The organism is Paenibacillus sp. TAF43_2 (assembly GCF_052113545.1).
In the GTDB taxonomy this organism is placed as follows: Bacteria; Bacillota; Bacilli; order Paenibacillales; family Paenibacillaceae; genus Pristimantibacillus.
In genome coordinates, this window is sequence record NZ_JBFRDK010000020.1 from 19,535 (window position 1) to 43,645 (window position 24,111).

The 24,111-nt window shown below is 43.8% G+C and carries 20 protein-coding genes; 6 read left to right on the forward strand and 14 right to left on the reverse strand.

Features of this window, described 5'->3' with window-relative positions:
- Window positions 1-44: 44 nt before the first annotated feature.
- Window positions 45-959: a carbohydrate ABC transporter permease gene (locus tag AB4Z17_RS06835; RefSeq protein WP_441958884.1), complete on the reverse strand. Its 915-nt coding sequence runs from the start codon at window positions 957-959 to the stop codon at window positions 45-47.
- Between the two features lie 18 nt (window positions 960-977).
- On the reverse strand, window positions 978-1,886 hold the full coding sequence (locus tag AB4Z17_RS06840; protein ID WP_441958918.1) for an ABC transporter permease: 909 nt from the start codon (window positions 1,884-1,886) through the stop codon (window positions 978-980).
- Between the two features lie 342 nt (window positions 1,887-2,228).
- Here AB4Z17_RS06840 and AB4Z17_RS06845 point away from each other — a divergent pair, with 342 nt between their 5' ends.
- The gene (locus tag AB4Z17_RS06845) at window positions 2,229-3,956 is read left to right on the forward strand and encodes a sensor histidine kinase (protein WP_441958886.1); all 1,728 of its coding nucleotides are present in this window, start codon (window positions 2,229-2,231) and stop codon (window positions 3,954-3,956) included.
- A 15-nt stretch (window positions 3,957-3,971) separates the two neighbouring features.
- Window positions 3,972-5,579: a response regulator transcription factor gene (locus tag AB4Z17_RS06850; protein WP_441958888.1), complete on the forward strand. Its 1,608-nt coding sequence runs from the start codon at window positions 3,972-3,974 to the stop codon at window positions 5,577-5,579.
- 132 nt (window positions 5,580-5,711) lie between these two features.
- On the opposite strand, the gene AB4Z17_RS06855 is transcribed toward AB4Z17_RS06850, so the two are convergent.
- From AB4Z17_RS06855 to AB4Z17_RS06870, 4 genes are read right to left on the reverse strand one after another with little or no spacing between them, the layout of a single operon-like run.
- Window positions 5,712-6,074, reverse strand: coding sequence for a response regulator (locus tag AB4Z17_RS06855; RefSeq protein ID WP_441908139.1), 363 nt, complete (start codon window positions 6,072-6,074; stop codon window positions 5,712-5,714).
- Window positions 6,067-7,776, reverse strand: coding sequence for an ATP-binding response regulator (locus AB4Z17_RS06860; RefSeq protein WP_441908140.1), 1,710 nt, complete (start codon window positions 7,774-7,776; stop codon window positions 6,067-6,069). Before AB4Z17_RS06860 ends, AB4Z17_RS06855 begins: the two co-directional genes overlap by 8 nt.
- A gap of 8 nt (window positions 7,777-7,784) precedes the next feature.
- Window positions 7,785-8,315: a heme NO-binding domain-containing protein gene (locus AB4Z17_RS06865; protein WP_441908246.1), complete on the reverse strand. Its 531-nt coding sequence runs from the start codon at window positions 8,313-8,315 to the stop codon at window positions 7,785-7,787.
- A gap of 5 nt (window positions 8,316-8,320) precedes the next feature.
- A complete protein-coding gene (locus tag AB4Z17_RS06870) occupies window positions 8,321-9,388 on the reverse strand; it encodes an HD-GYP domain-containing protein (RefSeq protein WP_441958890.1) in 1,068 nt (355 codons plus the stop codon).
- A gap of 195 nt (window positions 9,389-9,583) precedes the next feature.
- On the opposite strand from AB4Z17_RS06870, the gene AB4Z17_RS06875 reads away from it, so the two are divergent.
- Together AB4Z17_RS06875 and AB4Z17_RS06880 are read left to right on the forward strand one after the other, a co-directional pair.
- Complete coding sequence (locus AB4Z17_RS06875; RefSeq protein WP_441908142.1) at window positions 9,584-11,167, forward strand: sensor histidine kinase; 1,584 nt, start codon at window positions 9,584-9,586, stop codon at window positions 11,165-11,167.
- Window positions 11,168-11,581: 414 nt separating this feature from the next.
- On the forward strand, window positions 11,582-12,694 hold the full coding sequence (locus tag AB4Z17_RS06880) for a LysM peptidoglycan-binding domain-containing protein (protein WP_441958892.1): 1,113 nt from the start codon (window positions 11,582-11,584) through the stop codon (window positions 12,692-12,694).
- A gap of 4 nt (window positions 12,695-12,698) precedes the next feature.
- Here AB4Z17_RS06880 and AB4Z17_RS06885 read toward each other — a convergent pair whose 3' ends face one another.
- Entirely contained in the window at window positions 12,699-13,502 is an 804-nt protein-coding gene (locus AB4Z17_RS06885; protein WP_441958894.1) for a YheC/YheD family protein, read from the reverse strand.
- Between the two features lie 286 nt (window positions 13,503-13,788).
- Between AB4Z17_RS06885 and AB4Z17_RS06890 the strand changes: the two genes are divergently transcribed.
- Window positions 13,789-13,992, forward strand: a complete 204-nt coding sequence (locus AB4Z17_RS06890; protein ID WP_339206614.1) for a DUF378 domain-containing protein — start codon at window positions 13,789-13,791, stop codon at window positions 13,990-13,992.
- Window positions 13,993-14,130: 138 nt separating this feature from the next.
- Here the strand turns inward: AB4Z17_RS06890 and AB4Z17_RS06895 are convergent, their stop codons facing one another.
- The 3 genes from AB4Z17_RS06895 to AB4Z17_RS06905 all read right to left on the reverse strand — a co-directional run bounded on the left by AB4Z17_RS06895 (window position 14,131) and on the right by AB4Z17_RS06905 (window position 16,910).
- On the reverse strand, window positions 14,131-15,738 hold the full coding sequence (locus tag AB4Z17_RS06895; RefSeq protein ID WP_441958896.1) for a hypothetical protein: 1,608 nt from the start codon (window positions 15,736-15,738) through the stop codon (window positions 14,131-14,133).
- The gene (locus AB4Z17_RS06900) at window positions 15,722-16,438 is read right to left on the reverse strand and encodes an ABC transporter ATP-binding protein (protein ID WP_441908147.1); all 717 of its coding nucleotides are present in this window, start codon (window positions 16,436-16,438) and stop codon (window positions 15,722-15,724) included. Before AB4Z17_RS06900 ends, AB4Z17_RS06895 begins: the two co-directional genes overlap by 17 nt.
- A 283-nt stretch (window positions 16,439-16,721) precedes the next feature.
- Complete coding sequence (locus tag AB4Z17_RS06905; RefSeq protein ID WP_339209488.1) at window positions 16,722-16,910, reverse strand: CsbD family protein; 189 nt, start codon at window positions 16,908-16,910, stop codon at window positions 16,722-16,724.
- A 751-nt stretch (window positions 16,911-17,661) separates the two neighbouring features.
- Here AB4Z17_RS06905 and AB4Z17_RS06910 point away from each other — a divergent pair.
- A complete protein-coding gene (locus AB4Z17_RS06910) occupies window positions 17,662-21,111 on the forward strand; it encodes a discoidin domain-containing protein (RefSeq protein WP_441958898.1) in 3,450 nt (1,149 codons plus the stop codon).
- Between the two features lie 162 nt (window positions 21,112-21,273).
- Here the strand turns inward: AB4Z17_RS06910 and lgt are convergent, their stop codons facing one another.
- The 4 genes from lgt to AB4Z17_RS06930 form a co-directional block, all read right to left on the reverse strand.
- Window positions 21,274-22,059: a prolipoprotein diacylglyceryl transferase gene (lgt, locus tag AB4Z17_RS06915; RefSeq protein WP_441958900.1), complete on the reverse strand. Its 786-nt coding sequence runs from the start codon at window positions 22,057-22,059 to the stop codon at window positions 21,274-21,276.
- 84 nt (window positions 22,060-22,143) lie between these two features.
- Complete coding sequence (locus AB4Z17_RS06920) at window positions 22,144-22,944, reverse strand: M56 family metallopeptidase (protein WP_441958902.1); 801 nt, start codon at window positions 22,942-22,944, stop codon at window positions 22,144-22,146.
- Entirely contained in the window at window positions 22,941-23,372 is a 432-nt protein-coding gene (locus tag AB4Z17_RS06925; protein WP_441908151.1) for a BlaI/MecI/CopY family transcriptional regulator, read from the reverse strand. The genes AB4Z17_RS06920 and AB4Z17_RS06925 overlap by 4 nt, the downstream gene beginning before the upstream one ends.
- A gap of 179 nt (window positions 23,373-23,551) precedes the next feature.
- Window positions 23,552-24,085, reverse strand: coding sequence for an SRPBCC domain-containing protein (locus tag AB4Z17_RS06930; RefSeq protein WP_441958904.1), 534 nt, complete (start codon window positions 24,083-24,085; stop codon window positions 23,552-23,554).
- Between the last annotated feature and the right edge of the window lie 26 nt (window positions 24,086-24,111).

Consider the following 24,111-nt stretch of genomic DNA (forward strand, 5'->3'; position numbering starts at 1 on the left):
TGAAAGTTCCCCCTAGTACTTATTGTGAATGGCAAATGGCTAAATTACTTCACAGCGCCAATCATCACCCCCTGATTGAAATACTTTTGAACAAATGGATACATACACATGATTGGAAGCGTCGAGACGATAATAACCGAATAGCGCATTAGGTTCGCTAAGCGCAGGGCAATAAGCGCCGCTTCGCCTGTTCCCATGCTTGACTGCATTTGGTTCGTAATTAATATGTTCCTAAGCACAAGCTGCAAGGGATACAAATCCTGATCCTTTAAGTAAATAAGTGCATTAAAATAGGAATTCCAGTAGCCAACGGCCGTCCATAAGGCTAAAACAGACAAAATGGCTTTTGACAGCGGCAGCACGATTTGCACATAATACTTCAGGTTGCCGCAGCCATCAAGCTGTGCGGCTTCCCACAAATCGCCAGGTATGCTGGACTGGAAAAACGTACGCGCCACAATGATATTAAACACGGCAACAGAGAAAGGCAGTACCATAACTAGAAAAGTATCATACAAATGAAAGTCGCGGATCGTCAAAAATGTAGGAATGAGACCACCATTAAAAAACATCGTGAATATAAAAAATATATTGATGCTCTTGCGGCCTACAAGATCTTTTCTGGAAAGCGCATAGGCTGCCGAAACATTGATCGCCAAGCTAATGATCGTCCCTATTACGGTATACAGGACCGTATTTCGGTAGCCGATCCATATGTTTGAATGATGCAATAATTCCTTATAACCATCGAGCGTAAAGCCTTTTGGCAGAACCCACATTTGACCGTTAGCGACGGCGGCGGGATCACTAAATGATGCGATGACGATAAAATAAATCGGATAAACGATTAGGATCAGCATCACAATCGCAAACAAATAGAGCAACCATTCCATGGCGTCGAAGGAACGCCTTTTTTGTTTATGCAAAGCCGGTTTTGCTGCGGTTTCCATTGTGCCCATCCGTATCCTTCCTTTCTGTTACCACAGGCTGTTTTCGCTGTATTTTTTGGCTGCCTGATTAACTAGAATTAGCAAAATAAAGCTAATGATCGTATTAAACAGGTTGATCGCCGAGGAGAAGCTGTACTGGCTGCTCAGCATCCCGATTTTATATACATAGGTAGCAATAACCTCACTGGAGGAAATGTTCAAATTATTTTGCATCAAATAAACCTTTTCAAATCCGACACCTAGCAGTCCGCCAATTCGAAGGATCAGCAATGTGATGGCCGTCGGGAGCAGCATCGGAATATCAATGAAACGAATTTTTTGCCAGCGGCTTGCCCCATCCACCTTCGCTGCTTCATAAAGGCTTGGATCAACAGCGGATAATGCCGCAATGAAGATAATGCTGTCCCAGCCAGCGTGCTGCCAAACATCCGTCCATACATAAACGCTGGTAAACCATTCCGCTGAGCCCATCAAGTTAGGAGCTTCAGCCCCAAACAAACGAAAGATATTGCCCATTAGCCCGGTGCTCGGTGAGGATAATATGAGGATCAGGCCCACCATAACGACGGTTGAAATAAAATGCGGCATATAGGTCACTGTCTGAAACACTTGCTTAAACCGGTTCACTCGCATTTGATTGATCATCAGCGCGAGCATAATCGGTATTGGAAAAGTAGCTATGCTATAGAAGCTAATAATCAACGTGTTTTTAATTGTGCTGGAAAATTGATAGGAGTTGAAAAACTTCTCAAAGTACTTGAACCCTGCCCAAGGACTGTCCATAATTCCGAGAGCAGGACTGTAATCTTTAAAAGCAATCAGCACCCCATACATCGGCTTATAAGAAAAAAGCAGAAGCAGCACAACTGCTGGCAGCAGCAAAACATACAAGCCCCAATTCTTTCTTATCCGGCCAATCGTTTGCTGCATATTCATGTTTAATTGGCTGGTCTTCAATGAAATTCCCCCATCCTTCATTCGTCTGCGTCCATGTTGTTTCGTCACACTCTCTCTTGCCTCTTTATTATAGAGGCTGCTTTGAGAACAATTCGGACTATTCTAAATCGCTATTCGGACTTTTCATCCCATTCATCTAACGGTTTGGCAGCAGGATGCTAGAAATAAAAAAAAGACTGACACTATCCAGACTTTCTTGCGTTTTTTTCGGACTTTCATGTGAAAACGGGCTAGACCCGCCTCTCATTCTACTGCGTTTGCATTATAATTGGTTTTACTAGCAGACAGAAAGCCCGAAAAGAGAGGAAGCTAATGAGACCTATGACAAAACGCAAACCCGGCAAATCCTATCCGATTAGGCACTACGTAAAAGTGATGCTCTTGATTTTAGTCTCTGTATTAGTACTGGATTGCATTATTAGTATCGTCGCTATTTCCATGGTCAAGCAGCAAACGACACGGTATTTGCAAAACACCGCGAATATGTACATTAATCAAATCAATCTTGATTTCTCCAATATTAATCAATACATGGGCTGGACGCTTGCAAACGATGAAAACGTAAAAAAGATGAAGCAATTTCGCTCCACCGATAACGAATTTATTAAAGCAAATACAGAACTGTACAGGCGTTTCTCCGAGCTCCAAAAAAATTACGAGAAAAAGTATAATTTTTTCATCTATTTAGAAGATCAAAAATACTTTTTAAATTCCTCACCAACCAATGTGTTGTACCCTGATTATTTATCATTAAAAAAACAAATTGCAGCCTATGTACAAGATAAAAATTCGCTTGAAACCTATTATTCCAACTGGTCGCTTATCCAGCTGAATGCGAAATATTTTATCATTAATATCGTTCCGTTTCATGAAAGCTACCTCATTTGTCTCATTTCGGCTGATGAACTGATTGGTCCGCTTCAGCAAATGGATCTTGGCGGCAACGGGTTCGTATCCTTAATCGATCATACAGGCAATGTCATCAATAATCTGTCGACGGATAAGGGCACTGAGGTCCGTAACAACGAGCAAAAGAAAACGCTGCTAGGCATGATCCAGACCACAACAACCGTCAGCAAACCATTTGCAAACGCAACCTTTGGCGTTAAAATGTTCATCAAGTTTGGCGCGTTTGAGAAAATTATGATTGCCCAGCTGCTCATTATGCTCCTTGCTGCAATTGTTGCCTGTGCCCTATGCGGCATCATGGTTTATTTCAATATTTTGATTCTAAGGCCGCTCAAAAACTTTTCATTCAGCCTGACGCAGTTTAATGAAGACAGCAAACCGCTCGATCTCAAGATGAACAAAATTGTTGAGCTGGAATATGCCAATAAGCTGTTCAAAAACCTGCTGGAGCAAATTCGAATTTTCAAAATCGATATTTATGAGCATGAAATTGAAAAACAAAAGATTCAGCTCGATTATATGAAGTTACAGATCAAGCCTCACTTTTTTTTGAACTGCTTAACCAATATTCACAGCATGGCTCAAATGCAAATGTTCGAGGAAATTCAAAGCATGGCCATTTCAACGTCCAATTATTTTCGTTATATTTTTCAAAATGGGGAGGATTTCGTGAAGCTGGACGATGAGATTGATCATGTTCGCATTTATTTGGAAATTCAAAAACATCGTTACAGAAATGCCTTCTCCTATCATATTCATCAAGGCCAAGACACAGGCAAGATGAGAATTCCGCCGCTTGTGCTTCAGACCTTCATCGAAAATTCAGTGAAATATGCGGTTTCTCGTGTACAAGAGGTTCAAATTAGGCTGGATGTTGATATGGAGAGGGAATCCGAGGAGGAGGTTGCTGTTATTCGTATATCCGATACCGGCCCTGGTTTTGACCCGGATATATTGGAAAGGCTTGAAAGTGGACAGCCGCTTGATCAAGCAGACGGAAATCACATCGGCATTATGAACACGATACAGCGTTTGGAATACTTATATCACCGCRAGGCTAAAATTCATTTTTCCAATATTGATGCTGGAGGGGCTTGCGTGACGATATACCTTCCTCATCCTACGCAGGATACACCGTGAAAGGAGTAACAACAAATGAATGTACTGCTTGTAGACGACGACTATTTTGTTGTGACCGCACTAGAGAAAAAGGTCAATTGGCAGGCATTGTCGATTGATCATGTCTATACTGCTTTTAATATCGCCCACGCGCAGGAGCTGCTCAGGCAGCATTCTATTCACATTTTACTTTGCGACATCGAAATGCCGCAGGGCAGCGGGCTTGAGCTGCTCGCTTGGATTCGTGAAGAGAAATACAATATTCAGACCATATTTCTGACCAATTATGCTGATTTCAACTACGCGCAAAAAGCGATTGAACTGCAGAGCTTTGATTATTTTCTAAAACCAATTGAATTCGACAAGCTGACGCTAATTATTCAGAAAGCCATCTTCAAAGCTAACGAACAGCAGGGTGTCGCCAAGGCGGTTCAAGAAGGCTACTACTGGCAAAAAAATCAAAAAAACGTACAAGAGCATTTCTGGCGCAAGCTCGTGACGGGGAAAACAACCTATTCTACCCCCTCCAACATTTCCTATTTGATTGCCGAGCAGAATCTCCCTTACGCCTTAACAGACTTGGTACTGCCTGTCCTTATTCATGTCTTTCCTCATGAGGAAAGCCTAGAAAAAAAAGACAAGGATCTATTTGATTTTGCGCTTATGAATGTACTGCATGAGCTGTTCCAGAATAAACGTTTTACAGTCGAATCGATATTGGAGTTCAAGGAGTCCAATTGGATGGCGATACTGAAATGGAAGGAYATTCCCGACAGCGGAATTATAGAAAGCATTTGCGCTACCTTCATCCAAAGAGCAAGTACATTTCTCAAATGTGATGCAAGCTGCAATATAGCAAGCACCGGAAAACTGGAGGCCATCCATCACGTCATGAAGGAACTGCTTAGCATGAATGAGAAGATCATTAAATATCGAAATCAAACCTTTTTGCTGGAGCATTTCAATCAGCAAGAAACTTCTTATATACCGCCTAACTTAACGCTTTTGGAGCAGCTGCTGGAGCAAAATAACCCAAGCTCCTTCCTTGCGGAAACGAGCTCATATTTGCACAATATCACCCAAAAGCAAATGCTGAATGCTTCTGTGCTGAGTTTGTTTCGGCTGGATATCGTTCAGCTTGTTTATGCGTATCTCAAGAGCAAAGAAATTCAAGCACATAAAATGTATACGGGAAGAACCAACGACCAAATGTTTATGCAATCGTTGAACTCCATAGAGGATATGGAGAACTATCTTCAATATCTAGTGAATACGGCGACAGAGTACCGGAATTTCACGGAGCAGCCCAAGTCCGTCGTAGAAGAAATCAAGCAGCATATTCACAGCCATTGCGGAGATGAGCTGTCCAGAACGAGCCTGGCGGAAACCGTCTATCTTAATCCTGATTATTTGGCTCGATTGTTTAAGAAAGAAACGGGCATTTCATTAGGGAATTATATTATTCAAGTGCGTATCAAGGCCGCCAAGCATTTGCTCGAAACCACACAGTTATCGGTCAATACCATTGCCAGCAAAACCGGATACACGAACTACTCTTATTTTACCAAGCTGTTCAAGCAGGAGATCGGCTGTACGCCTAATGAGTTTAGGAAAATGCAAAATGAAAATAGATCTACAAAATAGGAAAAAAATAAATCTAAAATATAGATCTATTTTCGCCAAATGAGTCTTACTTGCAAAAATAGATCTAGATAATAGATTTATCAGCTTAAACCATCCAATGAGAGCTTTATATCATTAAAGTGGCCGATATACTCATGTTAAGAAACTCTGAATCTTCTCAAGCAGCCTATTCCATTCGATAGGCTTTGTATCAAAATCATCGCAGCCCGCTTCAAAGGCCTTCTCACGATCACTTGCCATCGCATGGGCGGTCAAGGCGATAATTGGAATATGACTTGTCCCCTCAGCTGCCTTCAGTTCCGTTGTAGCATCCCAGCCGTCAATAACGGGCAAACTCATATCCATTAAGATGAGATTAGGCGTTTCCGACTTTGCCATCTCTATCCCTTGCAGGCCATCGGATGCCATGACCACTTGATAACCTTTGCGGATCAAGCGGCGCGACAGCATATCCCGGTTCATCTCGTTGTCTTCAACCAACAAAATTTTATACATGTTCTCCCCCCTCTGCGAGCGAGAGCGCAATCAAATGGCGTACCTCATGCAAGAGGGCCTTGCGATCCAGATGCCCCTTTTGCACAATGTTCTCTACGCAGCCATTAAGCCTCCGTCGATCTTCTTCCGTTATGCTCTTTGCTGTCACAACGACGACCGGGATCGCTCGCCATTCCTCGTGCTCACGCATCGCCGCAACAAACTCAAAGCCATCCATTTCCGGCATCATGAGATCTAATAAAATTAAATGAGGCGCTTCCTCTTGCATGCGCTGCAGTGCGTGATGCCCATTGCCTGCCCTTGTCACGCGGTAGCCTTCCCGCTTCAGCAGCTTAGTCATCATATCACTTGTCACCGCATCGTCTTCGATGACCAATACAGAATGCGACTGGCGCTCAGGTATATACTTATCTAATGTGGAGATCAATCGCTCCCGATAAATGGGCTTGGTTAGAAATTCTGACGCGCCAAGCGCATAAGCCAAATGCTGCTCGTCCATCATGGAAATCATCACAACAGGAATGTGCGCAAGCTCAGAATCATTCTTTAGTGCTGCCAGTACGTTCCAACCGTCCATTCCAGGCATGAGCACATCAAGCGCAATGACTGCCGGCTTCAGCGTCTTCGCTAAGCGGACACCCTCTTGCCCTGATGGGGCGAGCTGTACGTTCCATTCCTCATTCCCCAAATAATGCTGCATTAGGCGAAGCATAGCTGGATCATCGTCGATGACGAGAATCGTTCTAGCCCCTTCCATGGGAAAGCTTCCATCACTATGTATTAAGGCACTTAGTTGTTCTGAATCCGCATTCTCCAGCAGTGGAAGCCAGATGGTGAAGGTTGTGCCCTCTCCTACTACGCTGCTCGCGCTTATGTTGCCCCCCATCATATAGCATAGGCTTTGGCTAATCGAGAGCCCCAATCCAGTACCGCCATATTTTTTCGTTGTCGACGAGTCCGCTTGTTTAAACGCTTGGAAAATTTGATCCATCTGCTCCGCGGTCATCCCGATTCCAGTATCTTGTACCCGGAATACAATGCCAGGCAGCCCCGCCTCACTCTCAAATTCCACTTGCAGCGTTACCGTTCCATCCTTCGTGAACTTGCTTGCGTTGCTGAGCAGATTAAATAGTATTTGACGGAGCTTTGTTATGTCGGTTTTGATCGAGCCTTCCGTGCATTCTACCTTGATTTGATTCTTATTCACTTCCATCAGCGGATGTACGGTCGTTACAATATCATGAATAATGCTTGGAATATCACATTGCTCCAAGTACAATTCCATCTTGCCTGCTTCGATTTTGGACAAGTCGAGTATATCGTTTATGAGTGTGAGCAAATGCCTGCCGGCATTATTAATCTTGTTAAGATCTTCGGCAAAAGCAGGTTCGCCCATCTCTTCCATGTCTTCCTTCAGCATTTCGCTATAACCGATAATCGCGTTCAGAGGAGTCCGCAATTCATGGCTCATGCTCGCAAGAAATTGGCTTTTGATTTGATTGGCTTCAACCGCTTCATCGCGGGCTTTGGACAGCTCTAGCGTCCGTTCTTTTACAAGCTCCTCGAGCTGATCATTTAATTGCCTCAGCTCTTGATTCACATAATAGATTTCACGAGTTTTTTCCTCGGCAATCTTCTCGGCAGCTTGGCGAGCCTTCTTCTCCCGTTCAAGCTGCCTGCGGACCACATCTATATCATTCATGGCATGGCTCACCCCACTTGGGTTAATTCAAAACGGGCAGACGTTCCATCTGCCAAATCGATTCTTTTCACATCTATTGCTTCTCCATAGTGCGCCACGCAGCCTAAAATAAGTCCTTCAGCCAAATCAGCGAATGGCCGTGAGGAGTTGTACGTCATAATCAAAGTACCCGCTATAGAGGTGTCATATTGAAACGCAGGAAGCTCCGCTCCTGGATAAAGCTTGCGCACTTCTACATGGATATAGCTGTCGACCTTCTGCAAAAACTCAAATACAGTGCTATTTTCCACCATAAAGTCAGGATGCATATCTAGCAGCTGGCCAAATAAATATTCGCCAAATGTTCGAATGAGGTCAGGCACAGGGATCTGGGTTCGAGCGTTAAGCTCCACGATCAATTTAATCATTTCATGGTGGTCATAAGTGCCAACCGTTGTGTAGCTTCCTCCTGAAGGCAGCTCCGCTGCTTCAATAATTTCATCTACCAGCTTTAGGGAAAACTTGTTTTCTACCATTTCCAAAAAAGAAGTGAACACCATACCTTTCACAACTGAACACCCTCTCGTTCTCTCTCATCTTCACCGTTGCTTTCTATTACACGCAAGAAGGCCTCAACGACCCTAGGATCGAAATGGACTCCACTCTGAAGCTTAATTTCAGCAATCGCTTCCTCTTGTGTCCATGCCCGTTTGTACGGACGCTCATGCGTCAGTGCATCGTAAAAGTCAGCGATCGCTACGATTCTGCCGGCAAGTGGAATATCTTCTCCGCCAAGCCCATTCGGATAACCTGCCCCATTCCATTTCTCATGATGAGACAGCGCAATGCTTTTAGCTAATTGCAGAACCGGGAACTGGCTTCCCTCCAAAATGCTTGCGCCAATTTCCGTATGCTGCTTCATCATTTCAAATTCCTCCGGCAAAAACCTTCCCGGCTTCAGCAGAATGCTGTCTGAAATTCCGATTTTTCCGATATCATGCAAAGGTGCTGCCCGTCTAATAAGATCAGCTTCCTCTGCCGGCAACCCTAGGTCGCAAGCAAGTCTTCCGGCCAAATCACCGACTCGCTGCGTATGCTGCCCGGTCTCATCATCACGATATTCCGCAGTACGACCCAGTACGTTCAAAATTTCATTTTTGGCCCGTTCGATCTCTTTGGTCCGTTCGCGAACTCGCTGCTCCAAATTGTAGTTCTGCTCTTGAAGCTTCAAATGGTAATAGCGTGTCTTCAAAAAGTTCTGAATGCGCAGGATTACTTCCATTCTATCAAATGGTTTTGTAATAAAATCGTTGGCACCTTCATGCAGAACCCGCGTTCTGGCCTCGGGTGTCACATCCGCTGTTAGGACAAGAACCGGCAAATATTCGCCTTCTTGCTTCCATTTTCGCAAATGCTGCAGTGCCGATAAACCATCCATAACAGGCATATGTAAATCTAACAAAATAATATCGGGTTGATTGGCCCGGTACAGCGTCTCCAGCTGCGTGGCATCTGTGGTCGTGAACAAATTTGTATAACCCGCTCGTGACAATATACGCTCTAGGAGACTGATATTATATTCCTGATCATCTACAATCAGAAACTTTGCGGATTTCATCCATAGCTCATCCATAATTTATCCTCATTTGTTCGTCTGTTATTAGATAATCTTTCCATACTTGCTATCATTATAGTTCATCATTCGACATTAATCGAGAGACTTCTTAAGAGCCATTTTATTTTGAAAATAGAATAAGGAAGGGGAACTCTCATATTTTGTCGAAATGTAATCATTGCCATAATGAACCGAGTAGGAGTTGGTTAGCAAATGAATCATGCTCATGGAACATACGACATCGTATTGGTTATCTTTTCATATCTTGTAGCCGTCGTTGCTTCTTATACGGTGCTTGACTTGGTCGGGCGAATTAGTACTACGCATGAACGAAAACGATGGTTATGGCTCCTGTTTGGCGCTTGTGCTATGGGTATGGGCATTTGGTCGATGCATTTTGTTGGGATGCTCGCTTTTTCGCTGCCTGTCCCCATCGCATATCATATGCCAACCGTTATTCTTTCGGTCGTTGTAGCCATAGTGGCCTCTTTTTTGGCCCTTCATATCGTCGGTAGAAATCAGCTTTCGCTGCCTCAACTGCTGAGCGGGGGAATATTGCTGGCAAGCGGTATTGTGACGATGCATTACATTGGCATGGAAGCTATGATGATTGAGATCACATACGATCCTATCTACTTCTCGTTATCTATTATTATTGCTGTTGTGGCCTCAGTTGCGGCCTTGTGGCTTTCATTTTATTTTCGCAAAAGCAGTGAGAACAAGCGCGGACATATGTGGAAGAAGCTGAGCAGTGGATTGTTAATGGGAGCTGCAGTCGTTGGCATGCATTATATTGGCATGATGGCTGCGCATTTTGATATAGAGAATATCCATTTACACAGGGCGGATTCTGGGATGATTCTGAATCAGCAGTGGCTCGCTTATATCATTTCCGGAGGAACGCTGTTTACATTAGGAATGTCGCTTATTGGTATCTATATTTCCAATAAATTCTCGGTTAAAGACTCTGAAATACAAGATAAGTCTGATGAAATTCTAAAAATTAACCATGAACTGCGGCAGCTTAATGAGCACTTGGAGCAGATGGTTAAGGAGCGGACAGCACAGCTGGAGAAAGCCCATGATGAAGCGATCAAAGCCAATCGAATCAAGAGCCAATTTCTTGCAAATATGAGCCATGAGCTTCGGACGCCGCTGAACGCCATCATCGGTTATAGCGAGATGCTGATCGAGGAGGCAGAGGAGCTCGGTGAGCAGACGTTTGTAGAGGATTTAGGCAAAATCGGAAAAAGCGGAAGGCATCTGCTCTCTCTGATTAACGATATTTTGGACATTTCAAAAATTGAAGAAGGCAAGATGGATATACATGATGAGATATTCGAGGTTCACGACGTGGTTCAAGATGTAATTACAACGATAAAGCCGCTTATTGAAAGCAATGGCAACCAGCTGCAGACGCAATATGTACGAGGTGAAATGATGGCTGATGTTACAAAGCTGCGCCAGATTCTATTAAATTTGCTTAGCAATGCTAGTAAGTTCACCCATAATGGAGCGATTCAATTCAACGTCTATGCAGAAGATAAGGAAGGACAACCAGGCTTTAGCTTTTTTATCAAAGATTCCGGCATCGGCATGAGCCCTGAGCAGCTGGACAAATTATTTCAGCCGTTTACCCAAGCCGATGCTTCCACCACTCGCAAATATGGCGGTACTGGGCTTGGACTTGCCATAAGCAGCCGATTCTGTTCCGTAATGGGCGGACATATTTCCGTTGAGAGCGAGCCTGGGGTGGGAAGCATCTTCATTTGCTGGATTCCAATCTCGCGAGCCTAGAATTCGTGAAAGCTCAATTACAGAAGAGAAATTTAAGCTCGTCGTAAAAGGCTTGATCTAGGGCTAGAGACAGGGTCAAACAAAACAAGTTTAATAGCCGTTCTCCCTCCAGTATTCACTGGATGGCGAGCGGCTTTTTTTTCTATTCATTCCACTGAATCGTATGTTTAGATCTTGTATAGAAGCATAGTGTAAAATAACCATTGTTGTATGTATTTTGCCATTTAAACTGGTCTTTTTGAGCTACGTTCTATTAAATACTTCATTTTTTGGCGCTATGCACAAATTGGCAGTATATGCGAGTTGCATCCGGAGCATTTTGCATACTGTTGAAATGGCTGTTTAGTCCCATTCCACATGTTGGAACTTGTCGGATAAAATAGAATCAAGTTGAGAATAAAGGGGAAAACGTGCTTGAATCAGAAAATTACACGCAGCAATAACCGTCAAAAAGGCAGCTTTGTATCTTTGAAAAAAACGACTCTCATCATCTACTTGGCAATAGTCATTATTCTCATTGGAGTCTGCGGCGTTCTGTACGGCAAATATTTGAGTGTGCTTGATTTCAACCTGCAATCCGCTGTTGCTAATAAGCTAGAGCAATCAAATGAGCAAGCGCTCAATAATGAAACTGCTAACTCGAATTCAAGCAAAAATGCAAATGGCGGGCTTGAAACGATTACAGACGAACTTATCCCCGCAGGATCTGTAGACGAGGAAGAAAAACAAGAGTCAGCTGAAGAGAAGCAGGATACCAATACGGGTTCCAAACCTGTTGAGACTAATAATCCAAATCCACCGGTCAAAGAGACCGTTAAAACACCTGACACTTCTAAGCCCGTTGTGACAGAAAAACCAGACAAGGTTGAAAAACCTGTACAAGAGCCGAAGGAGAGCGACAAGCCCACAGGCTCCTCCAATGAAACGATAAAGCTTCCAACTACCTATATCGTCCAAAAAGGCGACACCTTAAGCTCAATATCCGAGAAATTTTATCAATCGAAAGACCACTATGCACTGCTTGCAGAGCATAACCATATTTTGTTTATTAATGATATGAAAGCTGGAGATAAGCTAACTATTCCTGCATTATCCTCTGGCACTGGATCAACAGGCGGCAGCTCGCAAGGGTCAAAGGATTATTCCAAAATCACCCTGCCAGCAACCTATTTGGTACAGGCTGGCGATACCCTCTCCAGCATATCCAAAATGTTTTATAAATCCGCGGAATATGTAAGTTACATTGCGCAGGAAAACAAAATTGACAAAAACGCCGGATTGAAAGCAGGCAGCAATCTCATCATTCCTTCTCTTAAAAATTACAAGAAAGAGGAAGATGACAGCTCATGGGGCGTTTCTCCAGGTTTTGAGACAGTAGATCATACCGTTAAAAACGGTGAATCGCTTTACAGCATTTCCAAAACCTATTATGGCTCTAACAAATACGCAATGTTTATTGCCGACTTCAATCAAATCGTAGATATTGATAATGTAAAAGCCGGCACGGTATTGAAAATCCCTAAATGATTAGCTAAAAGAAAAACGACGCCCTCTTTCGCGAGAGGCGTCGTTTTTTTGTCGATTTCTTCCTTCCATATTGCTTGGCATAAGATGTAATGCGTCGATACATGCTTTTGTCCTTTAAATGCTTCAGCGGATAGAACTGCGGTCTCGTATTTACCTCTAGAATCCAAGCATTTCCGGTTTTGTCCAAGGCGACGTCGAGGCCCAGCTCACGAAATCTACTTCCATGTCTATCAAATATACGTCCAACTGATCTGCCAAGCCTCTTCAGTTCTGCTTCCTTTCTTTTTACTCTAGCATAACTGAACCCTGCTTGAGAAAGTGTATTCTTGAAATATCCGATCTGGCCGCCTTGGTGATAGTTTGTTGTAACTTTCCCCCGCTTGCCTATTTTCGTGAAGAGCGCACTGCTCTTCCATATGCCGTTGTTCGTCTTTTGAACCATGACCCTTATGTCGAAAGAGTTGCCATTCACAGTGGCAAGATGAATACCTTTTTGCAGCAAATAAGAACGTTTCCTCGCATGCTTTTTCAATTTTCCATAAAGGGCGTCGAGCGTGGAGCAGTGATTTTTTTCGGAGTTGTGTTGGATCTGATAACCATTTCCCTGCTTCTTTATCCGTATAATATTAAAGCCGCCTGAACCAGTGGTCGGCTTGAAATAGACAGTAGGATATTGAGAAAGGATCATACTAAGATTCCTTCGGTTAAAGCGCAGCGTCTTAGGAACGTACGCTCTTACATCTGCATTCTTAAGCAGCCATTTCGTTTTTGTCCACTTGCTCTTTATCGTGGTACTCTTGTAGTTCATAATGTACATTCCCTCCTTATCCCTAACATATGAGGAGGTATGATTGTCTGATCGTGCTCTTGTCTAGTTGGTGATATTATCTATGCAGCTCACGAAGAAAATCTACCCGCTTTAACTTGTTCAAGCACTGTAAAAAATGCGATACATGCGTTTAAAGGATGAGGCTTGTATGGCATATCATGCGGCTGATACTCATAATCCTATAGTAAACAACTAAGAATCAGCGCACATGCATCAGGCTTTTCAACAAAAAAGTTAGGAAACCCCATTAAGGAGGTTATTTCTGATGAAGGCACTTAACGTAATTAGTCTTATTCTGATCATCCTAGGCGGCTTAAATTGGTTATCCGTGGGCTTATTCAATTATGACGTCGTCAGTGAGGTTTTTGGGGGAACAGAAGAGGTTGGATCACGAATTGTATATATCGTCGTCGGTGTCGCTGCGCTTTACGCTCTATCCCTTTTTGGAAAGGTAACAAGCGAGGACTAACAAACAACGGCAGTAACCACAGGCCACGCCTGGCTAAGCTAGGCGTGGCCTGTCGTTGTTTACTATACTCTTGTGACGATGTAGGAGATACTTGCACTTTTTTAAAAATTCGTTCTGCAAGCAAGAGCATCATCGTTCTTATCTCACTCGAAACGTTCTCGGCCCGTACCTGCGGACAAGCACTGGCGCAGCAGCTAAGTATATCAGCGTCAAAGCAGCTATACTCACCGTAAATGGCACTATCGGAATTCGCAAAAAGATACATGYCCCGCTAGCTGCTGATATCCCCATATTCACTATATAATATAGCGGGTCTTTCACATTCAGCTCTGTAGAATACGGTTGAAAAATATAATACATAAACAAATGATGTATGGTGAAAAACACGGAAAGCGAAATAACACAGATCCAAAGCATGAACAGTTCTCTGTTTAGCCACTCCCCGCCCGCTGCTGCGATAATTGCTGTTAGTGACACCCCAAAAGCAGCGGCAATACTCAGGTTCAAGCCCATCATTTTTTTTAGCCGAATGAGGAAATGACCAAATGCCGAGCCGCGATAGAAGCTATAACGCATTAGGCTAAGATCGCAGTTGTAGAACATGGCCTTGCAAATGTTTTCTCCAACGGACATGTAATACATAATTAGAACTAAGAACGGAAATACCGTTCCCACAGTCCATTTTAGACTCTGCAGCTGCTCTCGGAATAGGAAGGTAAGCAGAATACCCACCACACCAAAAGCACCAACGATAACTAATCGTTTGTTAACCGGGCTGCTGATTAGGCTGCGATGCCGGAGAAAAAATATAGCGTTCAAATAAGCATAACCTTTTTTGCCGTCTAACTTGCCTTGCTCATTTACGTCTATGATATAATCGCTATCCTTTGATTTGACGCTCTTCTTCTGTGACTCTGTCACCATACGACCCAGATCGAGCAAAGGGTCATCCCTCTTAGTTGCCGCATCAACTACTCCACTGTAACCGGTATAACGGGCCAGTTGAAATACAGCAAACAAGCCTACAGCTATAATGACAATACTAACCGGCAGACTTAGAAGAAACGTACCTGTAAACGGAACTTTGCCGAGCAGCAGTGGGAGATACGCGCCGGCATAACCAATTAAAATAATCATCCATACCAGAGCTGTTTGTTTAATCAGTACAATCCCTGTTTTCTCAAAAAGCTTGAGATGTGCATACTCCGCAAGAACTCGCCACATTGTGACCATAATGGTTAGCAAAACCCCTTGCAAAATGGAGACTCCCGCGAGTGATCCGAACAAAAGCATGGYTGGCAGCAGATATAACAAAAAGGTTGTATAACGATAGGCAAGTGACGCCTGCATATATCTTTTTCCAGACAACCTCATCAGCTTCACCGCTACGTACTTCTCTCGCTTTGGTTCGAGTACAGTCGCGCTGCTGATCGCTGCCACTACAAAGCTAATGATTGCAAAAATATGTACAAATTGCTGGTGCTTTTCTTCCTCAGACAATCCCACAACGATTTCCGCTATAGGCAAGTAGATAAGTATCCCCAAATACGCGAATCGGAGTATGAATCCCCACAGCTGGGTAATGATGAGCGCTATAATAGAAACGGCCTTCTTGAGCCCCAAATTGGCGTAGAAGCTATTGTGCACCAGCTTGCCGAGCAGCGGCAGCTTCTGAATATAATAAATGAGCATGTTTGCCGTAATGGAGGTTCGAATGGCGAGCAGCGTATTAAGCGTTCTCAGCATGGGCTTCATCCTTCAGCAGGTTAATGACGGATTGCTCAAATTCCGCGCTATGCAGCAGCTCTGACGGTACGGCAGACAACTTCCCTTTGTTCAAAACAACCAGCTCATCGCATAGATCTGAAGCTAATTGCAAAATATGCGTAGAGAATATCAGAATGTGATCACTCTTCATCTCCCTCAGCATGTTCTTCATCTCCAGAGCAACAATAACATCGAAGGAGGTAAGCGGCTCATCGAGCAGTATAATTGGCGGTTTCGTTATGAGAAATAGCAGCATTTGCAGCTTATTCTTCATGCCGTGTGAGTAGCCTTTGATCAGCAGATGGCGATCCTCCTTTGTCATGCTCATCATGTCAAAATAATAATCAATGCTCTTATCCATTTGCAGCTTGCCTTTGTTAATATCCATAAAAAACTTCACGAACTCATAGCCCGTAAGAAACTCGGGAAGAATCGGCAGCGAGTACACATATCCGACATCCTGCTCGCTTAGCTTCCTCGTGTGGCCATCCACTTCCAACAGCACTTGCCCGCCATCCATGTCCTTCTCTCCGCTCAGACAGTCGAATAGCGTCGTCTTGCCTGCACCGTTTCGGCCAAGCAGACCATATATTTTTCCTTTCTCAAAAGTAAATCCGGCTCCCTGGAGCACTTGTTTATCCTCAAATCGCTTGACGATATCTTCAATAATCAGACGCAATTACAGCTCCTCCATTCATCCCGCATTTTTCATCTCCTATTTTGTACGATAATGAGAACGAAAGGTCTCGAATTGTAAGGCTGCTGAAGGAAAATTATATGTAAATACGTAGAATTACTTGCAGGGAGTAAGCACAAAAAGAGCAGCCAGCCTCCCTTCGACGGGAGAGCCGACTGCGCCTCATTGCAAATTATAAGCAGCTAATAATGATTGGTACCTGAACACCGCTAGGCAGCCCTTCCGCAAACCTATTGGCTCAGATGCATACATTATCGTCCATTCGCTACTTGCTGATTTTTTCCTTCAGTTCGCCAAGCTTCTCCTGTGCAGTACCTTTCAGCTTATCCAACTTGCCTTCCGCCTGCAGCTTCTTGTTATCTGTCGCTTTGCCATAGCTATCCTTCATTTCGCCTTTGCTTTGGTTCGCAATACCCTTCACTTTATCTTTCAGTCCGTTTGTATTCATCTTCATCATCTCCTCGATAATTGTATGCTTCTTCTTACCTCCAAGGGGTGATTTTGAAACAGGGCTATATTGGAAGACGGTAGTTTTACGGATGAATTACCCTTTATTTAGTCTATTAAACACTCAAGATAAAGCTCGTTTACAATGCCATTTTTGATATCGATATAGAGATTAGTGGTGTGCGTGAACCGATAGTCGAGTGTAAATAAGCGCAGAAGTGCACCTGTTTTTAACAAACGAGATGAAAATGATTCGAATAGGTGTATAAATGCATCTAGTTGAGCAAAATTGAAAAATATTTAGTTAAATAAGTGCATTTATGCTCTTAGATTCAGCTACTGCTGACTGATGTGCACATATAGCTAACCTGCTTTGCAGTGTTAAATTCATTAGACAGTGTCTTGGCAAGTTTTTTCATAAAGTGTAGTTGCTTATTTTCAACTGAAAACCTCTAATATATAGACCCCGTTTATCTAAACAATAATATTACACACGATAATCGTAGGAATGCATATTCAGCAAGCTGTGTAACTGATTTATGCTAGTACTATAAGTTTGTTTGCAATATCGTTTGATCGTGCAGCATTATCCGCCTATTTTATAAACCAATATTAAATAAATATTGGTTTTATTGCATTGTGGTCTAGAATCATGATGACTTCACACATTTAAGGAGGTGATTAAGAAAGAATGAAATGATGTGCAAAAATGAAAGCGCATTAATTCGAGGTTAAAACATCTGACTAGGAGGTTTTTCATGTTATCAATGAACGAATTGGTAAAAAGAAATCCATTCGTCATCATGTCTTTGGCATTTGTTTTATTGCTGTCGCAGCTTACGCTGTACCCCTCCGTATCTTCAGCCGCCGGAGGCCCTAATCTTGCTCTGGGCAAAGTTGTATCAGCCAGCGGCTATGCCGATGTGTATGTAGCGAGCAATGTTAATGACAACAACCAGGGTACCTATTGGGAGAGCGTAAACAATGCATTTCCACAATGGCTCCAAATCGATCTTGGTGCGAATACGAGCATTGATCAAGTTAAACTAAAGCTGCCTGCGGGCTGGGAAACACGTTCACAAACCTTAGCTGTACAAGGCAGCACAAACGGCACAACGTTCTCTAATATTGTTGGTTCTGCATCCTACACATTCAATCCAGCAGTGAGCAGCAACACCGTAACAATCAACTTTACAGCAACCAGCACCCGTTATGTTCGCTTAAACTTTACGGCTAACACGGGTTGGCAAGCTGGACAAATTTCTGAATTCGAAATCTACGGTTCCACAGTAACGCCAACACCTACTCCTATACCAACAGCTACTCCAACCCCTACACCTGTGCCTACACAAACGCCAACTCCTACACCGACGATTACACCTACACCTACACCGATGCCTACAATTACACCAACGCCACCTGCTGGCGGCAACTTAGCTCTAGGTAAATCAATCACTTCCAGTTCTACCGTCCACACATTCGTAGCAACGAACGGCAACGACGGCAATACGGCTACATACTGGGAAGGCGGCAGCAATCCTAGCCAATTAACCGTCGATCTCGGTTCCAATCACAACATCACATCGGTTGTTGTGAAGCTAAACCCGTCTAGCGAATGGGGTACGCGAACCCAAACGATCCAAGTGTTAGGCAACACCCAGAACTCTTCCACATTCAGCAGCTTGGTTTCCGCGGCATCTTACACGTTTAACCCCGCTAACGGCAACTCGGTAACGATTCCGGTAACCGCTACGGCGAAACAGGTCCAATTGAACATAACGAACAACTCCGGCGCTCCTGCTGGCCAAGTAGCCGAATTTGAAATCTATGGCGCTCCAGCTCCAAATCCGGATCTTACGATTACAGGAATAACTTGGACGCCTACAGCTCCAGTAGAGACGAATGCGATTACCCTTAACGCAACCGTTAAAAATATCGGCACTGCAAACGCCCCTGCGTCTACAGTCAATTTTTATCTCGGCAACGAGCTAGCAGGATCTGCTCCAGTAGCCGCATTGACGGCTGGCGCTTCAGCTGCCGTATCGCTGAATGCCGGAGCAAAAAATGCTGGAACCTACGCCGTTAGCGCCAAGGTCGACGAGAGCAATGCGATTATTGAGCAGAACGAGACTAACAACAGCTATAGCAGCCCGGCTGCATTAACCGTAGCTGCCGTGTCCAGCTCCGATCTAATCGCAACCGCCTCTTGGAATCCAAGCAATCCAAGTGCAGGCAATACAGTAACCTTTACCGTAAATCTTAAAAACCAAGGAAACATTGCTTCCGCTGGTGGTGCTCATGCCATAACACTAGTTCTTAAAAATGCTGCTGGTGCAACCATTCAAACCTTAAATGGTTCCTATAATGGCTCATTAGCAGTAGACCAATCCGTCAATGTCAGCCTGGGGACTTGGACCGCTGTCAATGGCAGCTATACAGTAACTTCCACTGTTGCAGCTGACACAAACGAAGTACTCATTAAGCAAGCTAACAACTCAAATACAACAAGCCTTTATTCCGGCCGCGGCGCTAATATGCCGTTTACCATTATTGAAGCAGAGTCCTCTTCCAATACAACGAACGGAACAAAATTAGCTCCTAACTTCAAGCCTGGCGATTATGCGGGTGAAGCTTCTGGACGCTCCGCCGTGCATCTTGATGCAACTGGCGAATATGTAGAGTTTACGCTAACTTCTTCTGCTAACGCTTTTGTCCTTCGCAACGCAGTTGCAGAAAATACGACCGGAACGATTAGTATTTATGCTAACGGTGTGAGTAAAGGCAAATTCACGGTAACCTCCAAGTTCTCTTACGTATATGCAACACCAAGTACGCTTGGCCGCCTGGGTTACGACAATGCGCCTGGGGCAGGATTAACTGCTTACTGGCTTTATGAAGATTCTCAGTTGCTGCTTGATCAAGTGTATCCAGCAGGAACGAAGATCAAAATTCAAAAGGATGCTGGTGACGTTTCGGCAATCTATGTTGACATGATTGAAACCGAAAATGTCGCTCCTCCAGCCGCCAACCCTGACACGACTAAATATATTTCGGTTTCCTCCTCCAAATCCATAGAGCAGGCGCTTAATGAATTTAGACAGGATTCCACGAAAAAGGGGATTTACATCCCTGCAGGCGAATGGGTGATCAACAGTAAAATATTCCTTTATGGACGTGCAACCGAAATCATTGGTGCTGGTCCATGGCATACCAAATTGGTTGCGCCACAGAACCAATCCAATACGGATGTAGGCTTTAATATTGGCTCTACCGCTAACGGTTCAACGATTAAAGACCTGTCTGCATGGGGCAACTATGTATACAGAACTGACGGTCCTGGTAAATTCATCGATGGCAACGGCATGCAGAATGTAACCGTTCAGAACGTCTGGGTTGAACACTTCATCTGCTTGTATTGGGGCGTGAATTCCTCCAACAACACGTTCAAAGACAATCGTATCAAAAACACATTCGCAGATGGAATTAATATGACCAACGGCTCATCCTATAACGTGATTGACAACAACTACTCAAGAGGCGCCGGTGACGATGCCTTCGCCTTATTCAGTGCAGTTGATGCAGGCGGTTCCTACAATGTAGGCAACAAATACACGAATCTTACAGCAACCTGTGTAAGACGCGCAGCAGCTTTCGCCGTATACGGCGGCTCGGATAACCTATATCAAAACCTCTATGGTGCAGATACGTTGACTTATCCAGGCATTACCATCAGCAGCTTAAGCTTTGGTTATAACACATTAGGATTTGGCGATAAGGATACTGTAATTGATGGCGTAACATTAGACCGTACGGGTGGAGATTTCTGGACCAGCGTAGGCGCTGATGACAAAATTAATGAATATCAAAACTTTGGCGCTATCTGGTTCTTCGGAGGAGACAGAACCTTCAAAAACATTCTCGTAAAAAATGTGGACATTAATAATCCCGTGTACTTCGGTCTAATGTTCCAGACAAAATCGCCAGAGAACCTTGCTATGCAAAACGTTCGCGTAGAGAACGTTAACATCAACAACCCTTCCCGCTACGGCATCAAGCTCGTGGTCAGAGGAGAACAAGGCCAAGGGCCAGCTGTCGGCGGAGCAAGCTTTACGAATGTCAAAGTGAATAATCCAGGTGTCGCAGCCATTTATGGTGAAAGCGGCAGCCCGAACTTTACAGTGACAAGAGTATCCGGAAACAACTGGTAATCTAGCGCAATGAAGAAGGAAACAGCGTACTTGGGTAACTGAGTACGCTGTTTTTTTCTAGTAATATACGATTCGAATGATAGCTGCGGCTGACGGAATGTAAAAACATTTTCAACAGAGTACACTACAGCATGTTTATTCATTGAATTCAGTGCATCGGAGCTATCGGATAGAAATACGCATCTTCTTCCGCTCCCGCATAACAAGGAAAACAATTAAGCATAAGCTAACCGCTATAACGCTGAAGCTAGTCCACTGACCGGCTGTCCAATTAAACAAGTATCGCGGCGAATCTCCCCGCAGCCATTCCAAGTTAAAACGTCCGAATGAATACAGGATATTGTAAGTTAAGAATAATACCCCGGCTCCCCACTTCCTGCTTTTCAATAAGATTAGCAAGACGAATACGATGAGATCCCACTGTCCCTCCCATATTTCCGCAGGCCACAACGGTTGTGAGCCGTAAACGTCGTAAGCCATCGTTCCTTCTGGATAAACAATACCGAAGCCCGAGCTAGTTGGCGAACCATACGCATCTCCATTCAGAAAACAGGCAATTCTGCCAATCGACTGCCCCAAGACGATTGCTGGAGCCATTATGTCGGCCAGCTCCCAAAAGGATAAACGATGCTTCCTCGTATAGACGATCAAAGCCACGAAGCTGCCAATCAATGCTCCTTGAATCGAAATTCCGCCATGCCATATGTATATGATTTCGATAAGATGCTTCGAGTAATACTCCCATTGAAAAAAGAAAACATGCCAGATTCGCGCAGACAAGATTGCACCAACGAATAGATATGGAACCATGTTCAGTATATGCTCCTGATACAAAGTACCGGCAGCCAAATGACGAGCCATCCCCAGCGCTAGCAAAACCGCCAAAGCCACCACTAMTCCGTAAGAATGTATTTGGAACTCTCCAATTGAAAATAAAATAACTCTCATTCACTTATCCTCCCTAGGTTCATATCACCATGACCTGTCGCCTTCCACAATACTACAATGTGTAGTATGATTGCGTAAAAAAATTTATGAATCTCCGCCCAACATAAATAGCAGCAGCAACGATAAAGAGGCAAGCAGTGGTCTGCGCAAGGCTATCTTTACCTTCACTGTTTTGTCAGGCTCTAGAACTTGCATGATGCGATAATGCATCGTTGTATTTGCAAAATGAACAGATGCCGCATGCTGCTTCATTCCCCCCAGCTTTGACAACTTCAATAGTACACTAGCCAAATGCAGCTCCGAACCCATTTGGCGGATCGCAAAGCGGTCGGCGAGCAGCTCGGTCCATGTTTGATAATAGCGATATATCGGCTTCATAATGGGCCAATACGCAAAAGCTTCCGTCAGCATGGTCATCAGAAACAGCTTGAAATTATCACGATTGAGACAATGATGCCATTCATGCAGCAATATCGCCTTTACCTCATCATCACTGAATATATCAAGAACCGCTGTTGAGACCACAATTTTCGGCCGTCGCATGCCGATCGCCAGCGCGACAAAAGCATCATCCTTCACCACGATGATTTCTGTTTTTAAGCTGCGATACTTATAGTTAAAGCGTTTCGTTAGTCTGTCATGTTTAATGGCATAAAACAGCTTTAGCCATTTCCTCGAAAAATACGTCTGCGTTATCATTCGCCAGATTACCCTTATGAGTGTATACAAGGCGACCATGATAAGCAGGACAAATGTCAAAGTAAAACCATGTAGCTTCTCGTCTCCCATTTGGCGTGCAACAAAAATCCCCATCTGCATGCTAAACAAAGCCATGCAGATGATCATTAATGCAAAGATCCATTTCAGCTTAACCGGAGGGTTCATTCTTTTTTTCCTCTCTTGATTTCGCTTAGTTTGCGTTCCAGCTTCGCGATCGTTTCCTGATCAACGTCATCCAGCGCATCGATCATATGGTTCACGACTAAACTGCCATACTCCTGTATAAGTCCCTGTGATACTGCTTTCGTCTGTTCCGATAAAAATTGTTCCCTTGACTGCACAGTGCTGAACTGTGCAGCTTGGTTTCTCCCCGTTCCAGTCTGCCTCTTCGTAAGATGGCCTTTGTCCAGCAATCGGTTCATCACTGTCATCACTGCGTTAACAGAAATCGGATTCTCCTGATTTAAAATTGCCTGTACCTCTTTGATACTCAAACCATCGAAAGACCATAGAATATCCATAATTTTAGCTTCAAGCGACCCAAAAAATCGATTCAGTCCCTCACCGCTCACGTTCAGTCTTTTTATTTGCATGCGATCACGTCCTAACATACTACATAGTGTAGTATGTTAGGACGTTTGTGTCAATATTTGTATCTTTATTCAAGGAGTATTCGGAGCAATGTAGTATTAGATCACTGATTCCATCTCGTTTATTTCTCCATAACTAAGAGGCGCAGAATGAACCTAGGTTCATTCTGCGCCTTTATACCTTAATTGCTTTGTTGCAGCTTTTCTAGATGAACATCCAAGTTTTCAAACGTTTGCGTTATGCCTGGAATCATTCCCATATCAATCACCGTTTGCAAAGCTTCTGGCGATGCATATTTCGCGGTGTTAACTAGCTTCGTCTTGCCATCTTGCTCAATAAAATCGAGTGTAACCATCATTTGCGGCATATTTTCCGCAATATTGCCTTCCGCATCCGAGAAACAATCTCTATAGACGATCTGCTCCGGTGCTGTAATCTCCTGATAGAATGCTTTACCCCACGATTCCATACCGTAGAAATCGCCTTGGTTCTTATCTTCACACTTCATGCAATAATGCCAAGTTCCACCTGGACGGAAGTCGACGTTGCATACAGGTAAAGTCCAGCCTTTTGGTCCCCACCAATGTTTTAAATGCTCTGCCTCCGAAAAAGCTTTAAATACAAGCTCACGCGGTGCTTGAAACACACGCTCCAATATAAGTGTACTTCCTTCCACTTTCGATACCAATTGATTAGTTAGGTTAGGGTTATTCATATTAAACTTCCTCCTCATATTTGTAT